The following is a 17,760-nucleotide window of genomic DNA, read 5'->3' on the forward strand; positions in this document are numbered from 1 at the left end:
CGCTGAATGACCGAACAGCGCAATGCCTGTGGGAGCGGCCTTGCCGGGGCGCCGTACCGGTCGGAAAGGGGCGCGCAGCGGCCCCTGCATTCTTTGACCTATCCGCGGACAAGCTGCTCCCAGAAACCCTGCCAGCCGAACTGTTCATGGTGCGACAGTGCAGCCCAGGGGACCGAACAGGCTTGCAAGTCGATCGCAGGCGAGGTGGTTTGCAGGCTTATCAGCGCGCCGAATCGCCGCGAAGGCCAACCCTGGCAACACACGTGGAATGCCCCCGTCGAACAGGCTGCAAGCCCCAAATTCCAGACGAAAAAAAGCCCGCCAGTGTGAGAGCGGGCCAAGGACCTACGAAGATTCTTCTAGCGACCAACTAGCTTCCACGATAGGTCGAGTAACTGTAAGGCGAGATCAACAGCGGTACATGGTAGTGCTCCTGCTGCTCGTCGATGCCAAAGCGCAGCACCACGACATCCAGGAAGGCCGGCTCCGGCAGCTTCACACCGCGAGCACGGTAGTAATCGCCAGCGCTGAACTGCAGCTGGTACACGCCGGTACGGTAGTCGTCACCCTGCAACAGCGGCGCGTCGACGCGGCCATCGCTGTTGGTCAGGGCAGTGTTCACCAGCTCCAGTTGCTGGCCTTCGACACGGTACAGCTCGACCTTGATCGAGCTGCCCGGGCAGCCGTGAGCGGCATCCAGTACGTGTGTGGTCAAACGTCCCATTTGCTTGTCGCCTCTTGTTCAATCTGTGGGCAAAAAATACACGGCTAGCACCACGCCCAGGGGCCTGTGGTGTGCGGGAGTAACGCCATTAAGACATTTTCTCGATAAATTGTACACAATTTTCTATCACCCTCCTCCAGCGCGCGCCTTCCCTCCCCACAACAGAGCCCATCAGTCGCAAAGACAGGCTCTGTGCCGACGTCGGCGTCATTAGCTGACCGATCAGGCAGGTTTCTTGCAACGTATTTCCAACCGACAAATGGGAAGAAATGCGGAAAAACGGGCTTACAAAAGGATTCAGAAGTTGTATACAATCACCTCATCCGGTGAGTGCGACATCCCGACGCGGCCCGCCCACCACCCGCACTAACGTACAAGAAGGAAGACTGCAGTGAGCGCTGACTATCCTCGCGACCTGATCGGTTACGGCAACACTCCACCTCACCCGCGCTGGCCGGGGAATGCCCGCATCGCCCTGTCTTTCGTGCTCAACTATGAAGAAGGCGGCGAGCGCAACATCCTGCACGGCGACAAGGAATCCGAGGCCTTCCTTTCCGAGATGGTCGCCGCCCAGCCCCTGCAGGGCCAGCGCAACATGTGCATGGAGTCGCTCTACGAGTATGGCAGCCGTGCCGGCGTATGGCGCCTGCTCAAGCTGTTCAAGGACAGCGGCGTACCGCTCACCGTCTTCGCCGTGGCCATGGCCGCCCAGCGCCACCCCGACGTGATCCGCGCCATGGTCGAGGCCGGCCACGAGATCTGCAGCCACGGCTACCGCTGGATCGACTACCAGAACATGGACGAGGCCCAGGAGCGCGAGCACATGCTCGAAGCCATCCGTATCCTCACCGAACTGACCGGCGAGCGCCCGCTGGGCTGGTACACCGGCCGCACCGGCCCGAACACCCGTCGCCTGGTGATGGAGGAAGGCGGTTTTCTCTATGACAGCGACACCTACGACGACGACCTGCCCTACTGGGAGCCGAACAACCCGACTGGCAAGCCGCACCTGGTGATCCCCTACACCCTGGACACCAACGACATGCGTTTCACCCAGGTCCAGGGCTTCAACTGCGGCGAGCAGTTCTTCCAATACCTCAAGGACGCCTTCGACGTGCTCTACGAAGAAGGCGCCGAGGCGCCGAAGATGCTGTCGATCGGCCTGCATTGCCGCCTGGTCGGCCGCCCGGCACGCCTGGCCGCGCTCAAGCGCTTCATCGACTACGCCAAGAGCCACGACCAAGTCTGGTTCGCCCGTCGCGTGGACATCGCCCGCCACTGGCACGCCACCCACCCGTACAAGAAAGAGAACGCCTGATGACCGCCTTCAAGACCCTCAAGCCATCGACCCTGGAGCGTGACGCCTTCGTCAAGGCCTTCGCCGACATCTACGAGCACTCGCCGTGGGTCGCCGAAAAAGCCTACGACCTCGGCCAACTGGGCGAGCTGGACGAGATCGAGGCGCTGCACCAGCGCATGAGCGACATCCTGCTCAGTGCCAGCCACGACGAGCAACTGGCGCTGATCAATGCGCACCCGGACCTGGCAGGTAAAGCGGCCATCCAGGGCGAACTGACCGAATCGAGCACCAACGAACAGGCCGGCGCCGGCATCCACCAGTGCACGCCCGAGGAATTCGCCCGCTTCACCGAACTCAACGACGCCTACAAGGCCAAGTTCAAGTTCCCGTTCATCATGGCGGTCAAGGGCAGCAACCGGCACCAGATCCTCGCCGCCTTCGAGAAGCGTATCCACAACGACGTCGATACCGAGTTCAAGGAAGCGCTGGCGCAGATCAACCTGATCGCCCTGTTCCGCCTGCTGCAACTTTAAGAGACGGTGCCCGGCCGGCCCCGAGCGCGCGACGCGATCGCCCCGGGGCCGGCCTCTGACCCTGAATAGAACACAGAACAAAGAGATAACCGCATGCGCACACTCATGATCGAGCCCCTGACCAAAGAAGCCTTCGCCCCCTTCGGTGACGTGATCGAAACCGACGGCAGCGACCACTTCATGATCAACAACGGTTCGACCATGCGCTTCCACAAGCTCGCCACGGTCGAGACCGCCGAGCCCGAGGACAAGGCGATCATCAGCATCTTCCGCGCCGACGCCCTGGAGATGCCTTTGACCGTGCGCATGCTGGAACGCCATCCGCTGGGCAGCCAGGCTTTCATCCCGCTGCTCGGCAACCCCTTTCTGATCGTGGTCGCGCCCGTTGGCGATGCACCTGTATCAGGCTTGGTCCGAGCCTTCCGCAGTAATGGCAGGCAGGGCGTTAATTACCATCGCGGCGTCTGGCACCACCCGGTGCTGACGATCGAAAAGCGGGATGACTTCCTGGTGGTTGATCGCAGTGGTTCTGGCAACAACTGCGACGAGCATTACTTCACCGAGGAACAGATGCTGATCCTCAATCCCCACCAATAAGAAAAGGTCGGTCATCGCGTCGGTGACCGGCATGAGGTACATACTGTGGAAGCACACCTTCACGAATGGCTGAACCTGAGCATTCGCTGGGTTCACATGATCACCGGTATCGCCTGGATCGGTGCGTCGTTCTACTTCGTCTGGTTGGAGAACAACCTCAACCGCAGCAGCCCGCGCGAAGGGCTGTCGGGTGACCTCTGGGCCATCCACGGCGGCGGTATCTACCACCTGGAGAAGTACAAGCTCGCCCCGCCGAAGATGCCGGAGAACCTGCACTGGTTCAAATGGGAAGCCTACTTCACCTGGCTGTCCGGTATCGCCCTGCTGTGCGTGGTGTTCTACTGGAACCCGACCCTCTACCTGCTGGCACCCGGCAGCACCCTGAGCGGTGCCGAGGGCGTGGCCATCGGTATCGGCTCGCTGATCGCCGGCTGGTTCATCTACGACTTCCTCTGCGACTCGCCCCTGGGCAAGCGCCCCGCCCTGCTCGGCGGCGTGCTGTTCGTGCTGATCATCGCCGCCTGCTGGGGCTTCAGCCTGGTGTTCAGCGGCCGCGGTGCCTACCTGCACACCGGCGCGATCATCGGCACCATCATGGTCGGCAACGTGTTCCGCATCATCATGCCGGCCCAGCGCCAGCTGGTGGCGGCGATCGAGAAGAACGAAACCCCTGACCCGGTACTGCCGGCCAAGGGCCTGCTGCGTTCGCGCCACAACAACTACTTCACCCTGCCGGTGCTGTTCATCATGATCAGCAACCACTTCCCGAGCACTTACGGCAGCCAGTACAACTGGTTGATCCTGGCCGGGATCGCAGTGGCCGCGGTACTGATCCGTCACTACTTCAACACCCGCCACGACAGCAACAAGTACGCCTGGACCCTGCCCGTCGGCGCCCTGGCGATGATCTGCCTGGCCTATGTGACCGGTCCCAAGCCGATGTCGGTAGCCCCTGAGCAGGCCGCGATCGAGTACCAGCCGCTGCCAGCCACTGCCGTCGGTGGCAAGACCGCCGCCGAGCGGCGCGCCGAGGAAGCCGCCAAGGCCGCCGAGGCTCCAGCCGCTGCAGCCGAGGCCCCGGCCACCGCACAGGTCGCCCCGGGTGGTTTCGAGAAGATCCACACCGTCATCCAGGAACGCTGCACCGTGTGCCACTCGGCCAAGCCGACCAGCCCGCTGTTCAGCACCGCCCCTGGCGGCGTGGTGTTCGACACCCCGCAGCAGATCCAGGCCCAGGCCGCGCGCATCCAAGCGCAGGCTGTCGCCAGCCAGATCATGCCGCTGGGCAACATCACCCAGATGACCCAGGAAGAACGCAACCTGGTCGGTGCCTGGATCGCCAAAGGCGCTCCGGTCAACTGACCCAGGCAACAGCTGCGAGCCACAAGCTCCACGCTGCACGTAGTACGTAACAAGCAAGCATCGAGCGTCAGGCTTCAACGCGGGAACCCCAGGCTTTTTCTTGAAGCCTGCCGCCTGAAGCCTGGCGCTTGGATCCGAGAATAAAAACAAAACTCGAGGTGCTGCATGTCCGAGTCACGCAAGGCGTACATCCCCGTTGCGCCCCCACGACAACCCCTACCTCTGTTCCAACTGATTCTGGTGGGCCTGCAACATGTACTGCTGATGTATGGCGGCGCGATCGCCGTGCCCCTGATCATCGGCCAGGCCGCTGGGCTGTCTCGTGAAGAAGTCGCTTTCCTGATCAACGCCGACCTGCTGGTCGCCGGCGTCGCCACCATCGTCCAGTCGTTCGGCATCGGCCCGGTGGGTATCCGAATGCCAGTGATGATGGGTGCCAGCTTCGCCGCCGTCGGCAGCATGGTGGCCATGGCTGGCATGCCGGGCGTGGGCCTGCAGGGGATCTTCGGCGCGACCATCGCCGCCGGGTTCTTCGGCATGCTGATCGCGCCGTTCATGTCCAAGGTGGTGCGCTTCTTCCCACCGCTGGTCACCGGCACGGTGATCACCTCGATCGGCCTGTCGCTGTTCCCGGTCGCGGTCAACTGGGCCGGTGGTGGCCATGAGGCCGAGACCTTCGGCTCGCCCATCTACCTGCTGGTGGCCGGCCTGGTGCTGTCGGTGATCCTGCTGATCAACCGCTTCATGCGCGGCTTCTGGGTCAATGTCTCGGTGCTGGTAGGCATGGGCCTGGGCTACGTCCTGGCCGGCTCGATCGGCATGGTCGACCTCTCCGGCCTGTCCCAGGCGCCGTGGCTGCAGGTGGTCACCCCGCTGCACTTCGGCATGCCGACCTTCAGCCTGGCGCCGATCCTGTCCATGTGCCTGGTGGTGGTGATCATCTTCGTCGAGTCCACCGGCATGTTCCTCGCCCTGGGCAAGGTCACCGACCGCGAAGTCACCCCGGGCATGCTGCGTCGCGGCCTGATGTGCGACGCCGGCGCCTCGTTCGTCGCCGGTTTCTTCAACACCTTCACCCACTCCTCCTTCGCCCAGAACATCGGCCTGGTGCAGATGACCGGGGTGCGCTGCCGCTACGTCACCGTGGTCGCGGGCGCCTTGCTGATCCTGCTCAGCCTGCTGCCGAAGGCGGCCTTCCTGATCGCCTCGATCCCGCCCGCGGTCCTCGGTGGCGCGTCCATCGCCATGTTCGGCATGGTCACCGCCACGGGGATCAAGATCCTCCAGGAAGCGGACATCTCCGATCGGCGCAACCAGTTGCTGGTGGCGGTCAGCGTCGGCCTCGGCCTGATCCCCGTGGTCCGACCGGAGTTCTTCGCGCAGTTGCCCCAGTGGATGGAGCCCATCACCCACAGCGGCATCGCCATGGCCACGGTCAGTGCACTGGTGCTGAACCTGCTGTTCAACATCCTCGGTGGCGCTGACCGCGCGGCGCACAACGACGCCTGTCACCAGCACTGAGCCAGACGGGGTGGCGGTCTGCGCCGCCCCTTCGCTCCTCCCCGTCGTAACCGCTGGACCGTCGGCCCGCCGGAATGGGCCGTCCGGGGCGCCTGCGCGCCAAAAAAACGCCAACAAAAACAATAAGTCCGGGAATCACGACATGAAGCGCATCACCTCGTCCCTGCTGCTGGGCAGCAGCCTCTTGGTCACCCTCCCCGCGTTCGCGGGCGACCTGCTGGAGTGGCATGGCGAAAGCCTGACCTACCTATACGGCAAGGACTTCAAGATCAACCCCCGCATCCAGCAAACGCTGACGTTCGAGCACGCCAACCGCTGGAAGTATGGCGACACCTTCCTGTTCATCGACAAGATCTTCTACAACGGCCAGGCCGACCCGAACAAAGGCGTCACCACCTATTACGGCGAGTTCAGTCCGCGCCTGTCGTTCGGCAAGATCTTCGACCGCAAGCTCGAGTTCGGCCCGGTCAAGGACGTGCTGCTGGCCATGACCTACGAGAGCGGCGAAGGCGACAACGAGGCCTACCTGATCGGCCCCGGTTTCAGCCTGGCGATCCCCGGCTTCAACTACTTCAACCTGAACTTCTACTGGCGCAACACCGAAGGCAGCCGCCCGGGCGACAATGTCTGGCAGATCACCCCGAGCTGGTCCTACACCATCCCCGTGGGCAACTCCGACCTGCTCATCGACGGCTACATCGACTGGGTGGTGGACAACGACGAGACCCGCCGAGGCACCTACCACGCCAACCTGCAGTTCAACCCACAGGTCAAGTACGACCTGGGCAAGGCCCTGAACCTGGGCGCCAAGCAGCTCTACGTGGGTATCGAATACAGCTATTGGAAGGACAAGTACGGCATCGACAGCCGCGGCAACCTGGACAGCAACCAGAGCGTGACCAGTGCCTTGGTGAAGGTACACTTCTAAAAGTTGACTCATAAATCAGGTTTTATGCCATAGTGCGCCAGGACGGAGCACTTGAGGCAAGGCGCGCAAGTGAGTAATCTGCGCGCCCCCTCGATCGGGGCAGGACGGACCCTGCCCGCGTTTACTGACCGCTCAGTCAATGAATTCGGGCGGTTGGCCAACGTGTTGCCAGCCTGAAATACCCATTTTCATCCGTTCAGAACGAAGTCGAGCAGGATGGTTGTGACTAACCCGGAAAGGTTGGCGCAGCTCTTGCCAAACAGCTGTGGCCAATCGAAAAAAGCTGACCCAAAAGACAAAAATAGCGCCGCAGAGCGCTGACAACAGATCCAATCAAGGGAGCGACCCACGCAATGCGTACCCTCAACAGCCTGATCCTCGCCGGCGGCCTGCTGGCTTGCGGTACCAGTTTCGCCGGCGACCTGCTGCAATGGCAGAACAACAGCCTCACCTACCTGTGGGGCAAGAACTTCAAGGTGAACCCTGACATCCAGCAGACCTTCACCTTCGAGCACGCCGACGGCTGGAAGTACGGCGACAACTTCATCTTCATCGACAAGATCTTCTACCAAGGCAAGAAAGACGCCAACAACGGCCCGAACACCTACTACGGCGAGATCAGCCCGCGCCTGTCGTTCGGCAAGATCTTCGACCAGCAGCTGGCGTTCGGCCCGGTCAAGGACGTGCTCCTGGCGATGACCTACGAGTTCGGCGAAGGTGACACCGAGGCCTACCTGATCGGCCCCGGCTTCGACCTGGACATCCCAGGCTTCGACTACTTCCAGCTGAACTTCTACCAGCGCACCACCGATGGCAGCCGCCCGGGTGACAATGTCTGGCAGATCACCCCGGTGTGGTCGTACACCATTCCCGTGGGTTCGTCCGACCTGCTCATCGACGGCTTCATGGACTGGGTGGTGGACAACGACGAGAACCGCCGCGGCACCTACCAGGCCAACCTGCACTTCAACCCGCAGGTCAAGTACGACCTGGGCAAGGCGCTCAAGCTTGGCGAGAAGCAGTTGTACGTGGGTATCGAGTACGACTACTGGAAGAACAAGTACGGCATCAAGGACAGCGATGCGTTCACGACCGACCAGAACACCATGAGCTTCCTGCTCAAGGTGCACTTCTGACCTGAGCATGCGGGAGCGGGCTTGCCTGCGAATGCGCCTGTCCCGGTATCACCGGAGCATGGCAAGGGCGGCGCCCTTGTTCGCGGGCAAGCCCGCTCCCACAAGGCCCCTCCACACCGCGCCACTCGTGATCGGCTCGCAACCCTGGGAGCGAGCCTGCCAAGGCACCGAACCGCCGCGATCCGGGGCATCGCCCCAGCCATCCTCCGCTCAAGCCGCTGGCCGCAGCGCCCGCCACAGCTTGCCCACCACACTGACCACCGCCAGCACCGCGGCCCCGGCCACGACTCCAGCCACACCATTGAGCAACGCGCCGGTCAATGCCCCACCCCGCCCGTCGCTGAACGCCTCGATGGCATGGTGCAGCGGCGCGATGCCATGCACCAGGATCCCACCACCGACCAGGAACATCGCCGCAGTGCCGATCACCGACAGGCTCTTCATCATGTACGGCGCCGCGCGCAGGATGCCATTGCCCACCGCGCGGGCAATCGTCGAGGCTTTCTGGGTCATCCACAGCCCCAGGTCGTCGAGCTTGACGATCCCACCCACCAAGCCATAGACGCCGATGGTCATGACGATGGCGATACCCGACAGCACGATGATCTGCTGGCTCAGCGGCGCATCGGCCACGGTGCCCAGGGTGATGGCGATGATTTCCGCCGAGAGGATGAAGTCGGTGCGCACCGCTCCCTTGATCTTGGTTTTCTCGTAGGCCACCAGGTCGATCTCGGGGTCGGCCACCGCCTCCTTGCGCGCACTGTGCTCGGCCTCATCCTCGGCCTTGCTGTGCAGGAACCGGTGCGCCAGCTTCTCGAAGCCCTCGAAGCACAGGTAGGCACCGCCGAGCATCAACAGCGGCGTCACCGCCCAGGGGATGAAGGCACTGATCAGCAGCGCCGCCGGCACCAGGATCGCCTTGTTCACCAACGAGCCCTTGGCCACCGCCCAGACCACCGGGATCTCCCGCTCGGCCCGTACACCCGTGACCTGCTGGGCATTGAGTGCCAGGTCGTCGCCCAGCACGCCTGCGGTCTTCTTCGCCGCGACCTTGGTCATCACCGAGACATCGTCCAGTACCGTGGCGATGTCGTCGATCAACACCAGTAGACTGCTTCCTGCCATGTTCACCTGCTTCCGAGGGGTTGTGAGAAGCTCGAATTCTAGCCCAGGGATGCTGCCTTGAGCGCCCGGCGAAGCGGGTGCTACCATGCCGGACCCTCCTAGAGGTGGCCAGACAAAGGAAGATTCCCGACAATGAGCACCATTCGCGAGCGCAACAAGGAACTGATCCTGCGCGCAGCCAGCGAGGAATTCGCCGACAAGGGCTTCGCCGCCACCAAGACCAGCGACATCGCCGCCAAGGCCGGGCTGCCCAAGCCGAACGTCTACTACTACTTCAAGTCCAAGGAAAACCTCTACCGCGAAGTGCTGGAAAGCATCATCGCGCCGATCATGCAGGCCTCCACGCCGTTCAATGCCGACGGCGACCCCAGGGAAGTGCTGAGCGCGTATATCCGCTCGAAGATCCGCATTTCCCGCGACCTGCCCCATGCCTCCAAGGTGTTCGCCAGCGAAATCATGCATGGCGCCCCGCACCTGTCACCGAAGCAGGTGGAGCAGCTCAACGAACAGGCACGGCACAACATCGAGTGCATCCAGCGCTGGATCGAGCGCAAGCAGATCGCCCCGGTCGACCCTCACCACCTGATGTTCAGCATCTGGGCGGCGACCCAGACCTATGCCGACTTCGACTGGCAGATCGCGGTGGTGACCGGCAAGGCCAAGCTCGCCGACAGTGACTACGACGCGGCGGCGCAGACCATCATTCGCTTGGTGCTCAAGGGCTGCGAGCCCGAGGCCGCCTGAACCTCACTGGGGCCGCTTCGCGCCCCTCGCGGCACGAGGCCGCTCCCACGGGCCATGCGCTCTTCTCAAGCACAGCGCCGAACCTGTGGGAGCGGCCTCGTGCCGCGAATGGGCTGCCAAGCAGCCCCTTGCACCGTCAACGGATCACGCCACTACACCGGCATCCGCCGTCAACCCCACCTCCTCGATCGCACTGATCGCGCACTGCTCGTCAATATCCGAGGTATCGCCGCTGATCCCCACCGCTCCCAGCACCTTGCCGTCCTGATCGCGCATCAGCACACCACCCGGCGCCGGCACCACCGGGCGCTCGCCCAGGCCATTGAGCGCGGCGAAGAACGCCGGGCGCTGCTGGGCATCCAGCGCCAGCAGGCGCGACCCCTTGCCCACGGCGACAGCTCCCCAGGCCTTGCCTATCGCCACCTGCGGACGCAGCAGGCTGGCGCCATCCTCGCGTTGCAGCGCCAATAGATGCCCGCCGGCATCCAGCACCGCCACCGTCAACGGTGCGGCGTCGATCTTGCGGCCAGCGGCCAGCGCGGCGTTCACTAGGCTGACAGCGACTTTCAGGGTCAATGCGTTCATGGAAAGGTCCTCTTCTTGTTGTGAGAAGCCCTGAGGGCAGTTGAAAACCGATAGCTCAATAGAACACAACGCTCATACTTTTTGTATACAATATTTTTAAAATATCGTGCACGACACGGCGAAACCCAGTTTTCAAGGGCATTCCGACGAACGCCACTTCCCGGGATGAAAATGGATTGACCTAAGCCGCTGAGCGTGAATACACTCTACCGCAAAGCAAGTTGTATACAATTACAAAATCGATGAGGCACAAACCATGAGCAAAATGAGAGCAATCGATGCAGCCGTTCTGGTCATGCGCCGTGAAGGTGTAGATACCGCGTTCGGCATCCCGGGGGCTGCCATCAACCCGCTGTACTCGGCCCTGAAGAAAGTCGGTGGCATCGATCACGTCCTCGCTCGTCACGTCGAAGGCGCCTCGCACATGGCCGAGGGCTACACCCGCGCCAACCCCGGCAACATCGGCGTGTGCATCGGCACCTCCGGCCCTGCCGGCACCGACATGGTCACCGGCCCGATCACCTGGCCGTCGCGGTCGGCCAGGAAGGCATGGCCGATGCCGCCGAAGTCCACGGCGTTGATGATGTCCACCAGGGTGTCCAGGCTCAGGTCGCCGCCAGCCACGCCCAGCAGCTCGCCGCTGGCCTTGCTGCGCACCGGCGTCACGATGCTCATCATCAGGCCACCGACCGTGCCTTGGTAAGGTGGCGTCAGCACCGTGTGCCCCGCGCTCGCGGCGGCGCCGTACCAAGGGCGCTGGCGCGGGTCGAAGCCATCGGGCAGCTCGACGAACGGTCGCTGGGTGAACACCCCATCGGCCTGGCCGAGATAGGTGAACAGGAAGTTACGGGTATAGGAAGGCTGGTCGACCAACCCCGCCACATTGGCGTCGGTGCCCTGCAGGGCGATGTCCTGGGCCAGGTTCTCCAGCACCAGGATGCGCCCGCTCATCCAGTTCTCCACGCTGCTGGCGGTCAAGGCGCCAGCCTGTTGCACGGACGCCTCGATGTTCTGGCCGATGGTGTTGCGCTGCAGGTAGTCGTTGTAGAGGGTGAACAAGGCGAATGCCAGGACCACGACGGCGCAAGCGCTGAGCAGGATCTTGTGGCGGAATTTCAGGTTCATGTTTCAAGACCTTGGATTATTTTTTTGAATATCGCACGCGCATGATTCGATGGCGGCCTGTCACCCCTTGCTATCGGCCGTTGCCTGAACAATTTGATGGCGTTCGGTATTTTCCCAGGTCGTGAACGGAAACATCAGCGCGGTGAACAGCAGGCCGCGATCCTGTGACGACTCGTCACACCTGCTGTGAAATGCCATGGCCTAATCCACGCCTCGCCCAGCCCTTAAGGTAGTGCGCCAAGGCCGCCTCGCCGGTGGCCACTGACAACAATAAGCGTCCAACCGAGGTGCAAGCCGATGCGTGATGGTCAAGATAAGGTCAATGACAAGCTGGGGAACGGCTTGAAAGGCAGGCAGGTCACGATGATCTCGATTGGCGGCGTGATAGGCGCAGGCCTTTTCGTGGGGTCGAGCAACGCCATCGCGGCCGCCGGACCTGCGGTATTGGTGTCCTATGTGATCGCCGCGATGATCGTGGTGCTGGTGATGCAGATGCTCGGAGAGATGGCCACGGCCAGGCCGGACACCGGCTCGTTCTCCTCCTATGCCGACCAGGCCATCGGGCGCTGGGCCGGTTTTTCCATTGGCTGGCTGTACTGGTGGTTCTACGTGCTGGTCATCGCCATCGAAGCCATCGTGGCCGGCAACATCCTCGGCGACTGGCTGGGCCTTCCCCACTGGATCACGGCCTTTGCCATCACCTTCGTGCTGATCGTCTGCAACAGCCTCAGCGTGGGCTCGTTCGGCACGCTCGAGTACTGGTTGTCGCTGTTCAAGGTGGTGTCGATCGTCAGCTTCATCGTTCTGGGCGTACTGGCCATCTTCGACCTGGTGCCAGGTTCGTCCACCCATGGCATCGCCAACCTGTATGCCAACGGCGGCTTCGCCCCCAATGGCAACGTGGCGATAGTCGCTGCGCTGCTGACCGCCATGTTCAGCTTCCAGGGCAGCGAGGTGGTCACCATCGCCGCAGCCGAATCGAAGGACCCCAAGGCCAACATCAAGAAGGCGATTCGCGCAGTGGTGTGGCGCCTGGGCCTGTTCTACCTCGGCTCCATGTTCGTGGTCGTGTGCCTGGTCCCCTGGAATGCGCCAGGCCTGGCGCAGGGCTCCTACCAGGCGGTGCTCACTGCCATGAACATCCCTTGGGCACCTGCCATCATGAGCATCGTCGTCCTGGTGGCGGTGACCAGTTGCCTGAATTCGGCGATCTACACCGCCTCGCGCATGGCCTATTCGCTGGCCAAGCGGGGCGATGCGCCAAGGGCGGTGTCGCGTACCACGCCCAAGGGTGTGCCCCTGTTGGCGGTCGCGCTGACATCGCTGGCCGCGCTGGTCGCCCTGGCGGCCAACTACCTGTTGCCCAAGCAAGTGTTCCAGTTCCTGCTGGCCACCAGCGGAGCCCTGGCCCTGCTGATGTACCTGGTGATCGCCGTGACCCAGTTGTACATGCGTCGCAAGCTCGTGGCCCTGGGCAAGCGCCTGGAAGTGCGGATGTGGCTGTTCCCCTACCTGACCGTGCTGACCATCGCCTTCATCCTCGGGGTCTTCGCGATCATGGCAGCCTTCCCGGGGCAGCGCGCGGAGCTGTTTTCCACGCTCGGCCTGACCGCCGTGCTGGTGGGCATCGGCGCCTACCTGCAGAAGTCCCAGCCAGAGCTTTCGGCCCAGCGCAGTGCCATGGCACCGCTCGACGAGCACGCGCAGCGGCGGGCCCTGGCCTGAGTCTCCGCGCGGCGACTGCCAGCCCGCTGTGACCGAGCGTCATGGCGGGTGTGCCGACGAGGTCCTTTTTCCCCCTCTATCGCAACCTTAACCTGCATGAAGCCCCGGCCGACCGTATGGCCGGGGCCCCAGAGAACCAACCGTGGAAGCCTTTCATGAACGTAGCCCGCAAACCCGACGAACTGGCGATTCCCTATCAACTGCCCCAGGTGCCTTTCATGTCGCCCGACATGGTGCACCCCGGCGTGCTTGGCAAATGGCTCGACGACGACCAACTGTGGGTCCCGGTGACCGCGTCGGTGTCCTTCAAGCCCCTGCTGCTGAGCGTCTCTGGCGGCTACTACATCAACCTGCTGCGCGTGCGCCAGAGCGGTGTTCTGTCCCGCCACCGCCATACCGGTGGGGTCCATGCGCTGGTGCTCAAGGGGCGCTGGTACTACTTGGAGCATGACTGGATCGCCGAAGAAGGCTCGTTCGCCTTCGAGCCGCCGGGAGAGACCCACACCCTCTTCGTGCCGGAAGATGTGGAGGAGATGATCACCTGGTTCCATGTGCAAGGGGGCTACACCTACGTCGATCCCCAAGGTGTGGCAGTGGGGTACGAGGACGTCTTCACCAAACTGGAAGCCGCTCGTGCACACTACACGTCGTTGGGCCTGCCCGACGACTACATCGAACAGTTCATCCGCTGAGCAGGCTGCTGTCGGGGCTGCCGTGCAGCCCCGACGACATCACGCCCAGCTCGACCACCGCAGCACTGCCCGTCTGCTGATCGGCCACGGGAGACAGGAACATGGACAACTACTCACAATTGCTGGCATTCCTCTGGGCCACCGAGCACGGTAACTTCTCCGCGGCGGCACGGGCCCACGGGATGACCCCTTCGGCCATCAGCAAGCTGATCACCCGCCTGGAGAACCGCCTGCAGGTGCGCCTGTTCCAGCGTGGCACGCGCAGCCTGACGCTGACCGAGGAAGGCGCCGCCTACCTGGTCAGCGCCCGAGCGGTGAGCAATGCCATGGCCGAGGCGGACTCACTGGCCGAGGCGTTCCCGACCCGTGTCAGTGGCACGCTGCGCATCCATACCATGACCACCTTCGCCAAGCACCAGATTATCCCCTGGTTGCCGGAATTCCTCGCGGCCTACCCTGGCCTGGCCGTCGATATCCAGGTGGGTGCGCAGTTTCATGACCAGTTCGATCAAGGGCTGGACGTGGCCATCCACAGTGGCATCCTGCCCGATTCGACGCGCATCGCTCGCAAGATCGGCCAGAGCCGCTGGATCGTCTGCGCCTCGCCGGACTACCTGGCCCGCCATGGCGTACCCGAGCATCCACGGCAATTGCTCGATCACACCTGCTTCAACTTCGGCTTCGACAGCGTCTGGAACAACTGGAGTTTCCTCATCGATGGCGAGCCCACCACGGTGCCGGTGGTCCCCAAGGCCACGTTCGCCCAGGGCGACCTGCTGCGCGACCTGGCGCTCGGTGGCGCGGGCATCGTGCGCCTGGCGCAGTTCCATATCGGCCAGGACCTCCACGACGGGCGCCTGGTCCCGCTGCTGGAGCCCTACAGTAGCGACAGCAGCGAGCCGATCTACATGATCTACACCAACCGCAAGCACCTGAGCCCGAGGATCCGCGTGTTCCGCGACTTCCTCGAGCACAAGCTCGCCCACAACCCCTGGGACACACGCCGACAGTGAGCGTGGCCGAACCACACAGGCTTCGAGCCGATCCCGCCATCGGCTCTTCATCGAACGACAGAACAGAGGTCCCCATGCGTAACCTGGTTGGCGATGTTTCCAGCGCCGCTCGCATCCTGCCCGAACTCAACGGGCAAACCCTCTTCATCCGCAAGGGCAAGGGCGCCTACCTGTGGGATGACCAAGGCCGTCGCTACATCGACACCGCGCTCGGCTTCGGCGCCGTGTTGCTCGGGCATGCCAACGACCAGGTCACTGCCCAGGTCGCGGCGGCCCTGGCCGACTCGCCCTCGCCGTCGTGGGCGCATGTCCGCGAGCATGCCGCCGCCACTGCGCTCGCTGCGCACACCGGCGCGCTGAGCAAGGTCATCTTCACCAACTCCGGCAGCGAGGCGGTGCACCTGGCCTGCCGCGCCGCCCGCGCCTTCACCGGCCGCGGCAGGATCGCCAAGATGGCGGCCGGCTTCGATGGCTGGTTCGACGACGTCAGCTTCGGTAACGTCAGTTCGCGCGAAGCCGGCTTCGCCAACGGCCAGCGCCCCGCCACGGCACGTACCACGCTGCTGCGCTTCAACGACTTCGACGACGTGGAACGCCTGTTCGCCGAAGACCCCGACATCGCCGCGGTGATCCTCGAACCCATGCTCGCCAACGCCGGCTGCATCATGCCTGCCCCTGGCTACCTGGCGCACGTACAGGACGTGGCCCACCGCCACGGCGCCCTGGTCATCAGCGACGAAGTCCTGATGGGGTTTCGCCTGCACGCGGGGCTGGCGGCCTTGCACGCAGGCCTGGACCCGGACATCGCCAGCGTCGGCAAGGCCATCGGCAACGGCGTACCGGTCTCTGCCATCGTCGGCAAGCCACATATCCTGGCGGGCTTCGAGGAGGGGCGCGTGCTGCGTGGCGGCACCTTCAGCGGCAACCCGATGGCGTGCGCGGCGGTGATGAGCACACTGGCGCAACTGGACGATGCCGACTATCCGCACCTGCTCGAGCGTGGCGAAGGGCTGCGCCTTGCCGTGGAAGAGATCTTCGCCGCCCAGGGCATGGCCGTGAGCACCAGTGGCTACGGCAACGTGTTCGGTATCTGGCCTTCGCGTCAGGCGCCGGCAACCTACGCGCAGGCACTGGAGGTCGGCGACGCCGGGTTCAGCAAGGCTTTGCACCTGGCCCTGCGGGAAGCGGGCCTGCTGATGATGCCGTCGCAATATGGGCGGATCTACCTGTCATTCGATCACAGCGACGAGGTGGTGGACGACATGAAGGCTTGCTTCGAGGCCGCCGCCGCCAGCCTTGCCCCACGCTTCGCCCACGCAGGGTGAGACTTTGAGCTGTCGTTTGGGGCGCTTCGCGCCCCTTTCCGACCGGTCCGGCGCCCCGGACAGTCATTGGGCCACCACCCACGTCGCCATGACGCGCAACGACACAAGCAACGTCGCGATCTGACAAGTACATGTCGCAGGCGACCGTCTCGCCAAAGCCCCCTGATCGAATAATTCTCCCATCGGCTGAACCTTGCGCCAGAGGCCAGCCCCGCGACACCCGCGAGTATGCAGCCTCGCTTCACAATTCCAACGCTGCGGCGCCCCTTTGCACCGGACAACCGGTAGCACCCCATAACGATAAATTCTCCAAACCCGAAAACCCCGCGCGCATCGCCCTTGGGAAGTGCCTGCGCGCGCTTGTGAAGACCATTCGACTGCCATGATCGCAACCTCCGTTTCCACCGCCGGGACCTCGACCGGCCATCGCAACGCCCTGCTCGCCGCGCACATCGCCGCTGTGCTGTTCGGCCTGACCGGTATCCTCGGCGCACTGATCCAGGCCGATGCCAGCCTCATCACCTTCGGCCGGGCGACCTTCGCCTTCATCGCCCTGGGCTTCGTCGCCGGGCTCAAGGGCACGCGTCTGCTCGATGCGCTGAGCTGGCGCAACCTGCCGGTCATCGGCCTGACCGGCACCCTGCTCGCCGCCCACTGGGTGACTTTCTTCATCGCCATCAAGGTCGGCGGCGTGGCGGTGGCGACCCTGGGCTTCGCCAGCTTCCCGGCGTTCATCGCGCTGATCGACCTGCTGGTGTTCCGCGAGCGGACCGGCGCCACCGAGAGCCTGCTGCTGTTGCTGGTGACGGCGGGGCTGGTGCTGGTGGTGCCGTCCTTCGACCTGCTCGACCAAGGCACCATGGGCCTGCTCTGGGGGCTGGCCTCGGGCCTGGCGTTCGCCCTGCTGGCGGTCGCCAACCGCCGCCGCCCCAGCGGCATGGACGCGATGCAGGTGGCGTTCTGGCAGAACGTGGTGGTGGCGGCGCTGGTGGCACCGTTCGCCTTCAGCCACCTGGCCGGCACCAGCCTGCACGGCAACGACTGGGTCAATCTGGCGCTGCTGGGCGTGTTCTGCACCGGGCTGTCGCAGTTCCTCTTCGTCAAGAGCCTGGACGGCCTGCAGGCCCGCACCGCCGGCATGGTCATTGCGCTGGAGCCGGTGTATGCGATCGCCTGCGCCTGGTGGCTGTTCGGCGAACAGCCGTCGCTGCGGATGGCCGCCGGGGCGGCCCTGATCGTGCTGGCCACCCTCATGACGGCGTGGCGCAAGGCCGCAGCCCACTGAGGCGGCGACCACACTTGACAAAGATCAAGCGGCGCCCTGG

17 protein-coding genes and 2 pseudogenes are annotated in these 17,760 nt (G+C 63.8%); 14 read left to right on the forward strand and 5 right to left on the reverse strand.

Going from position 1 to position 17,760, the window contains the following annotated elements; genetic code table 11:
- Window positions 1–370: 370 nt before the first annotated feature.
- Window positions 371–724 carry a hydroxyisourate hydrolase gene (uraH, locus tag ABFA30_RS16945; protein ID WP_225789908.1) on the reverse strand — a complete coding sequence of 118 codons (354 nt, stop codon included), beginning with the start codon at window positions 722–724 and terminating at the stop codon, window positions 371–373.
- Window positions 725–1,115: 391 nt separating this feature from the next.
- Here uraH and puuE point away from each other — a divergent pair, with 391 nt between their 5' ends.
- From puuE to ABFA30_RS16980, 7 genes are all read left to right on the forward strand, one after another.
- Window positions 1,116–2,042, forward strand: a complete 927-nt coding sequence (gene puuE, locus ABFA30_RS16950; protein WP_225789909.1) for an allantoinase PuuE — start codon at window positions 1,116–1,118, stop codon at window positions 2,040–2,042.
- A complete protein-coding gene (gene uraD, locus ABFA30_RS16955; protein WP_225789910.1) occupies window positions 2,042–2,557 on the forward strand; it encodes a 2-oxo-4-hydroxy-4-carboxy-5-ureidoimidazoline decarboxylase in 516 nt (171 codons plus the stop codon). Before puuE ends, uraD begins: the two co-directional genes overlap by 1 nt.
- A gap of 93 nt (window positions 2,558–2,650) precedes the next feature.
- Complete coding sequence (locus ABFA30_RS16960) at window positions 2,651–3,154, forward strand: ureidoglycolate lyase (protein WP_133331566.1); 504 nt, start codon at window positions 2,651–2,653, stop codon at window positions 3,152–3,154.
- A 45-nt stretch (window positions 3,155–3,199) separates the two neighbouring features.
- Window positions 3,200–4,516, forward strand: coding sequence for a urate hydroxylase PuuD (locus ABFA30_RS16965; RefSeq protein ID WP_225789912.1), 1,317 nt, complete (start codon window positions 3,200–3,202; stop codon window positions 4,514–4,516).
- Between the two features lie 165 nt (window positions 4,517–4,681).
- Window positions 4,682–6,037, forward strand: coding sequence for a nucleobase:cation symporter-2 family protein (locus tag ABFA30_RS16970; protein ID WP_253081600.1), 1,356 nt, complete (start codon window positions 4,682–4,684; stop codon window positions 6,035–6,037).
- A gap of 142 nt (window positions 6,038–6,179) precedes the next feature.
- A complete protein-coding gene (locus ABFA30_RS16975; protein WP_253081601.1) occupies window positions 6,180–6,965 on the forward strand; it encodes an outer membrane protein OmpK in 786 nt (261 codons plus the stop codon).
- Window positions 6,966–7,318: 353 nt separating this feature from the next.
- On the forward strand, window positions 7,319–8,101 hold the full coding sequence (locus tag ABFA30_RS16980) for an outer membrane protein OmpK (RefSeq protein ID WP_225789915.1): 783 nt from the start codon (window positions 7,319–7,321) through the stop codon (window positions 8,099–8,101).
- Between the two features lie 210 nt (window positions 8,102–8,311).
- Here the strand turns inward: ABFA30_RS16980 and ABFA30_RS16985 are convergent, their stop codons facing one another.
- On the reverse strand, window positions 8,312–9,226 hold the full coding sequence (locus ABFA30_RS16985) for a DUF808 domain-containing protein (protein ID WP_410045708.1): 915 nt from the start codon (window positions 9,224–9,226) through the stop codon (window positions 8,312–8,314).
- A 132-nt stretch (window positions 9,227–9,358) separates the two neighbouring features.
- On the opposite strand from ABFA30_RS16985, the gene ABFA30_RS16990 reads away from it, so the two are divergent.
- Window positions 9,359–9,970, forward strand: a complete 612-nt coding sequence (locus tag ABFA30_RS16990) for a TetR/AcrR family transcriptional regulator (protein ID WP_225789917.1) — start codon at window positions 9,359–9,361, stop codon at window positions 9,968–9,970.
- A 144-nt stretch (window positions 9,971–10,114) separates the two neighbouring features.
- Here the strand turns inward: ABFA30_RS16990 and ABFA30_RS16995 are convergent, their stop codons facing one another.
- On the reverse strand, window positions 10,115–10,555 hold the full coding sequence (locus ABFA30_RS16995; protein ID WP_410045709.1) for a GlcG/HbpS family heme-binding protein: 441 nt from the start codon (window positions 10,553–10,555) through the stop codon (window positions 10,115–10,117).
- Window positions 10,556–10,811: 256 nt separating this feature from the next.
- Here ABFA30_RS16995 and ABFA30_RS17000 point away from each other — a divergent pair.
- Window positions 10,812–11,069 (forward strand): annotated as a pseudogene (locus ABFA30_RS17000) (thiamine pyrophosphate-binding protein); the annotation flags it as partial.
- Between the two features lie 2 nt (window positions 11,070–11,071).
- On the opposite strand, the pseudogene ABFA30_RS17005 reads toward ABFA30_RS17000, so the two are convergent.
- Together ABFA30_RS17005 and ABFA30_RS17010 are read right to left on the reverse strand one after the other, a co-directional pair.
- Window positions 11,072–11,680 (reverse strand): annotated as a pseudogene (locus tag ABFA30_RS17005) (cache domain-containing protein); the annotation flags it as partial.
- A 60-nt stretch (window positions 11,681–11,740) separates the two neighbouring features.
- Window positions 11,741–11,878, reverse strand: coding sequence for a hypothetical protein (locus ABFA30_RS17010; RefSeq protein WP_225787454.1), 138 nt, complete (start codon window positions 11,876–11,878; stop codon window positions 11,741–11,743).
- A 165-nt stretch (window positions 11,879–12,043) separates the two neighbouring features.
- Here ABFA30_RS17010 and ABFA30_RS17015 point away from each other — a divergent pair, with 165 nt between their 5' ends.
- From ABFA30_RS17015 to ABFA30_RS17035, 5 genes are all read left to right on the forward strand, one after another.
- Entirely contained in the window at window positions 12,044–13,405 is a 1,362-nt protein-coding gene (locus tag ABFA30_RS17015; RefSeq protein WP_410045710.1) for an amino acid permease, read from the forward strand.
- A 155-nt stretch (window positions 13,406–13,560) separates the two neighbouring features.
- Complete coding sequence (locus ABFA30_RS17020) at window positions 13,561–14,097, forward strand: 2,4'-dihydroxyacetophenone dioxygenase family protein (RefSeq protein WP_225787452.1); 537 nt, start codon at window positions 13,561–13,563, stop codon at window positions 14,095–14,097.
- Window positions 14,098–14,198: 101 nt separating this feature from the next.
- The gene (locus ABFA30_RS17025; protein WP_225787451.1) at window positions 14,199–15,110 is read left to right on the forward strand and encodes a LysR family transcriptional regulator; all 912 of its coding nucleotides are present in this window, start codon (window positions 14,199–14,201) and stop codon (window positions 15,108–15,110) included.
- Between the two features lie 74 nt (window positions 15,111–15,184).
- Window positions 15,185–16,435, forward strand: coding sequence for an aspartate aminotransferase family protein (locus ABFA30_RS17030; RefSeq protein WP_225787450.1), 1,251 nt, complete (start codon window positions 15,185–15,187; stop codon window positions 16,433–16,435).
- Between the two features lie 382 nt (window positions 16,436–16,817).
- Entirely contained in the window at window positions 16,818–17,720 is a 903-nt protein-coding gene (locus ABFA30_RS17035; RefSeq protein ID WP_225787449.1) for a DMT family transporter, read from the forward strand.
- The last annotated feature ends 40 nt before the right edge of the window (window positions 17,721–17,760 follow it).

It is taken from the genome of Pseudomonas sp. HLMP (genome assembly GCF_046365545.1).
GTDB lineage: Bacteria > Pseudomonadota > Gammaproteobacteria > Pseudomonadales > Pseudomonadaceae > Aquipseudomonas > Aquipseudomonas guariconensis_B.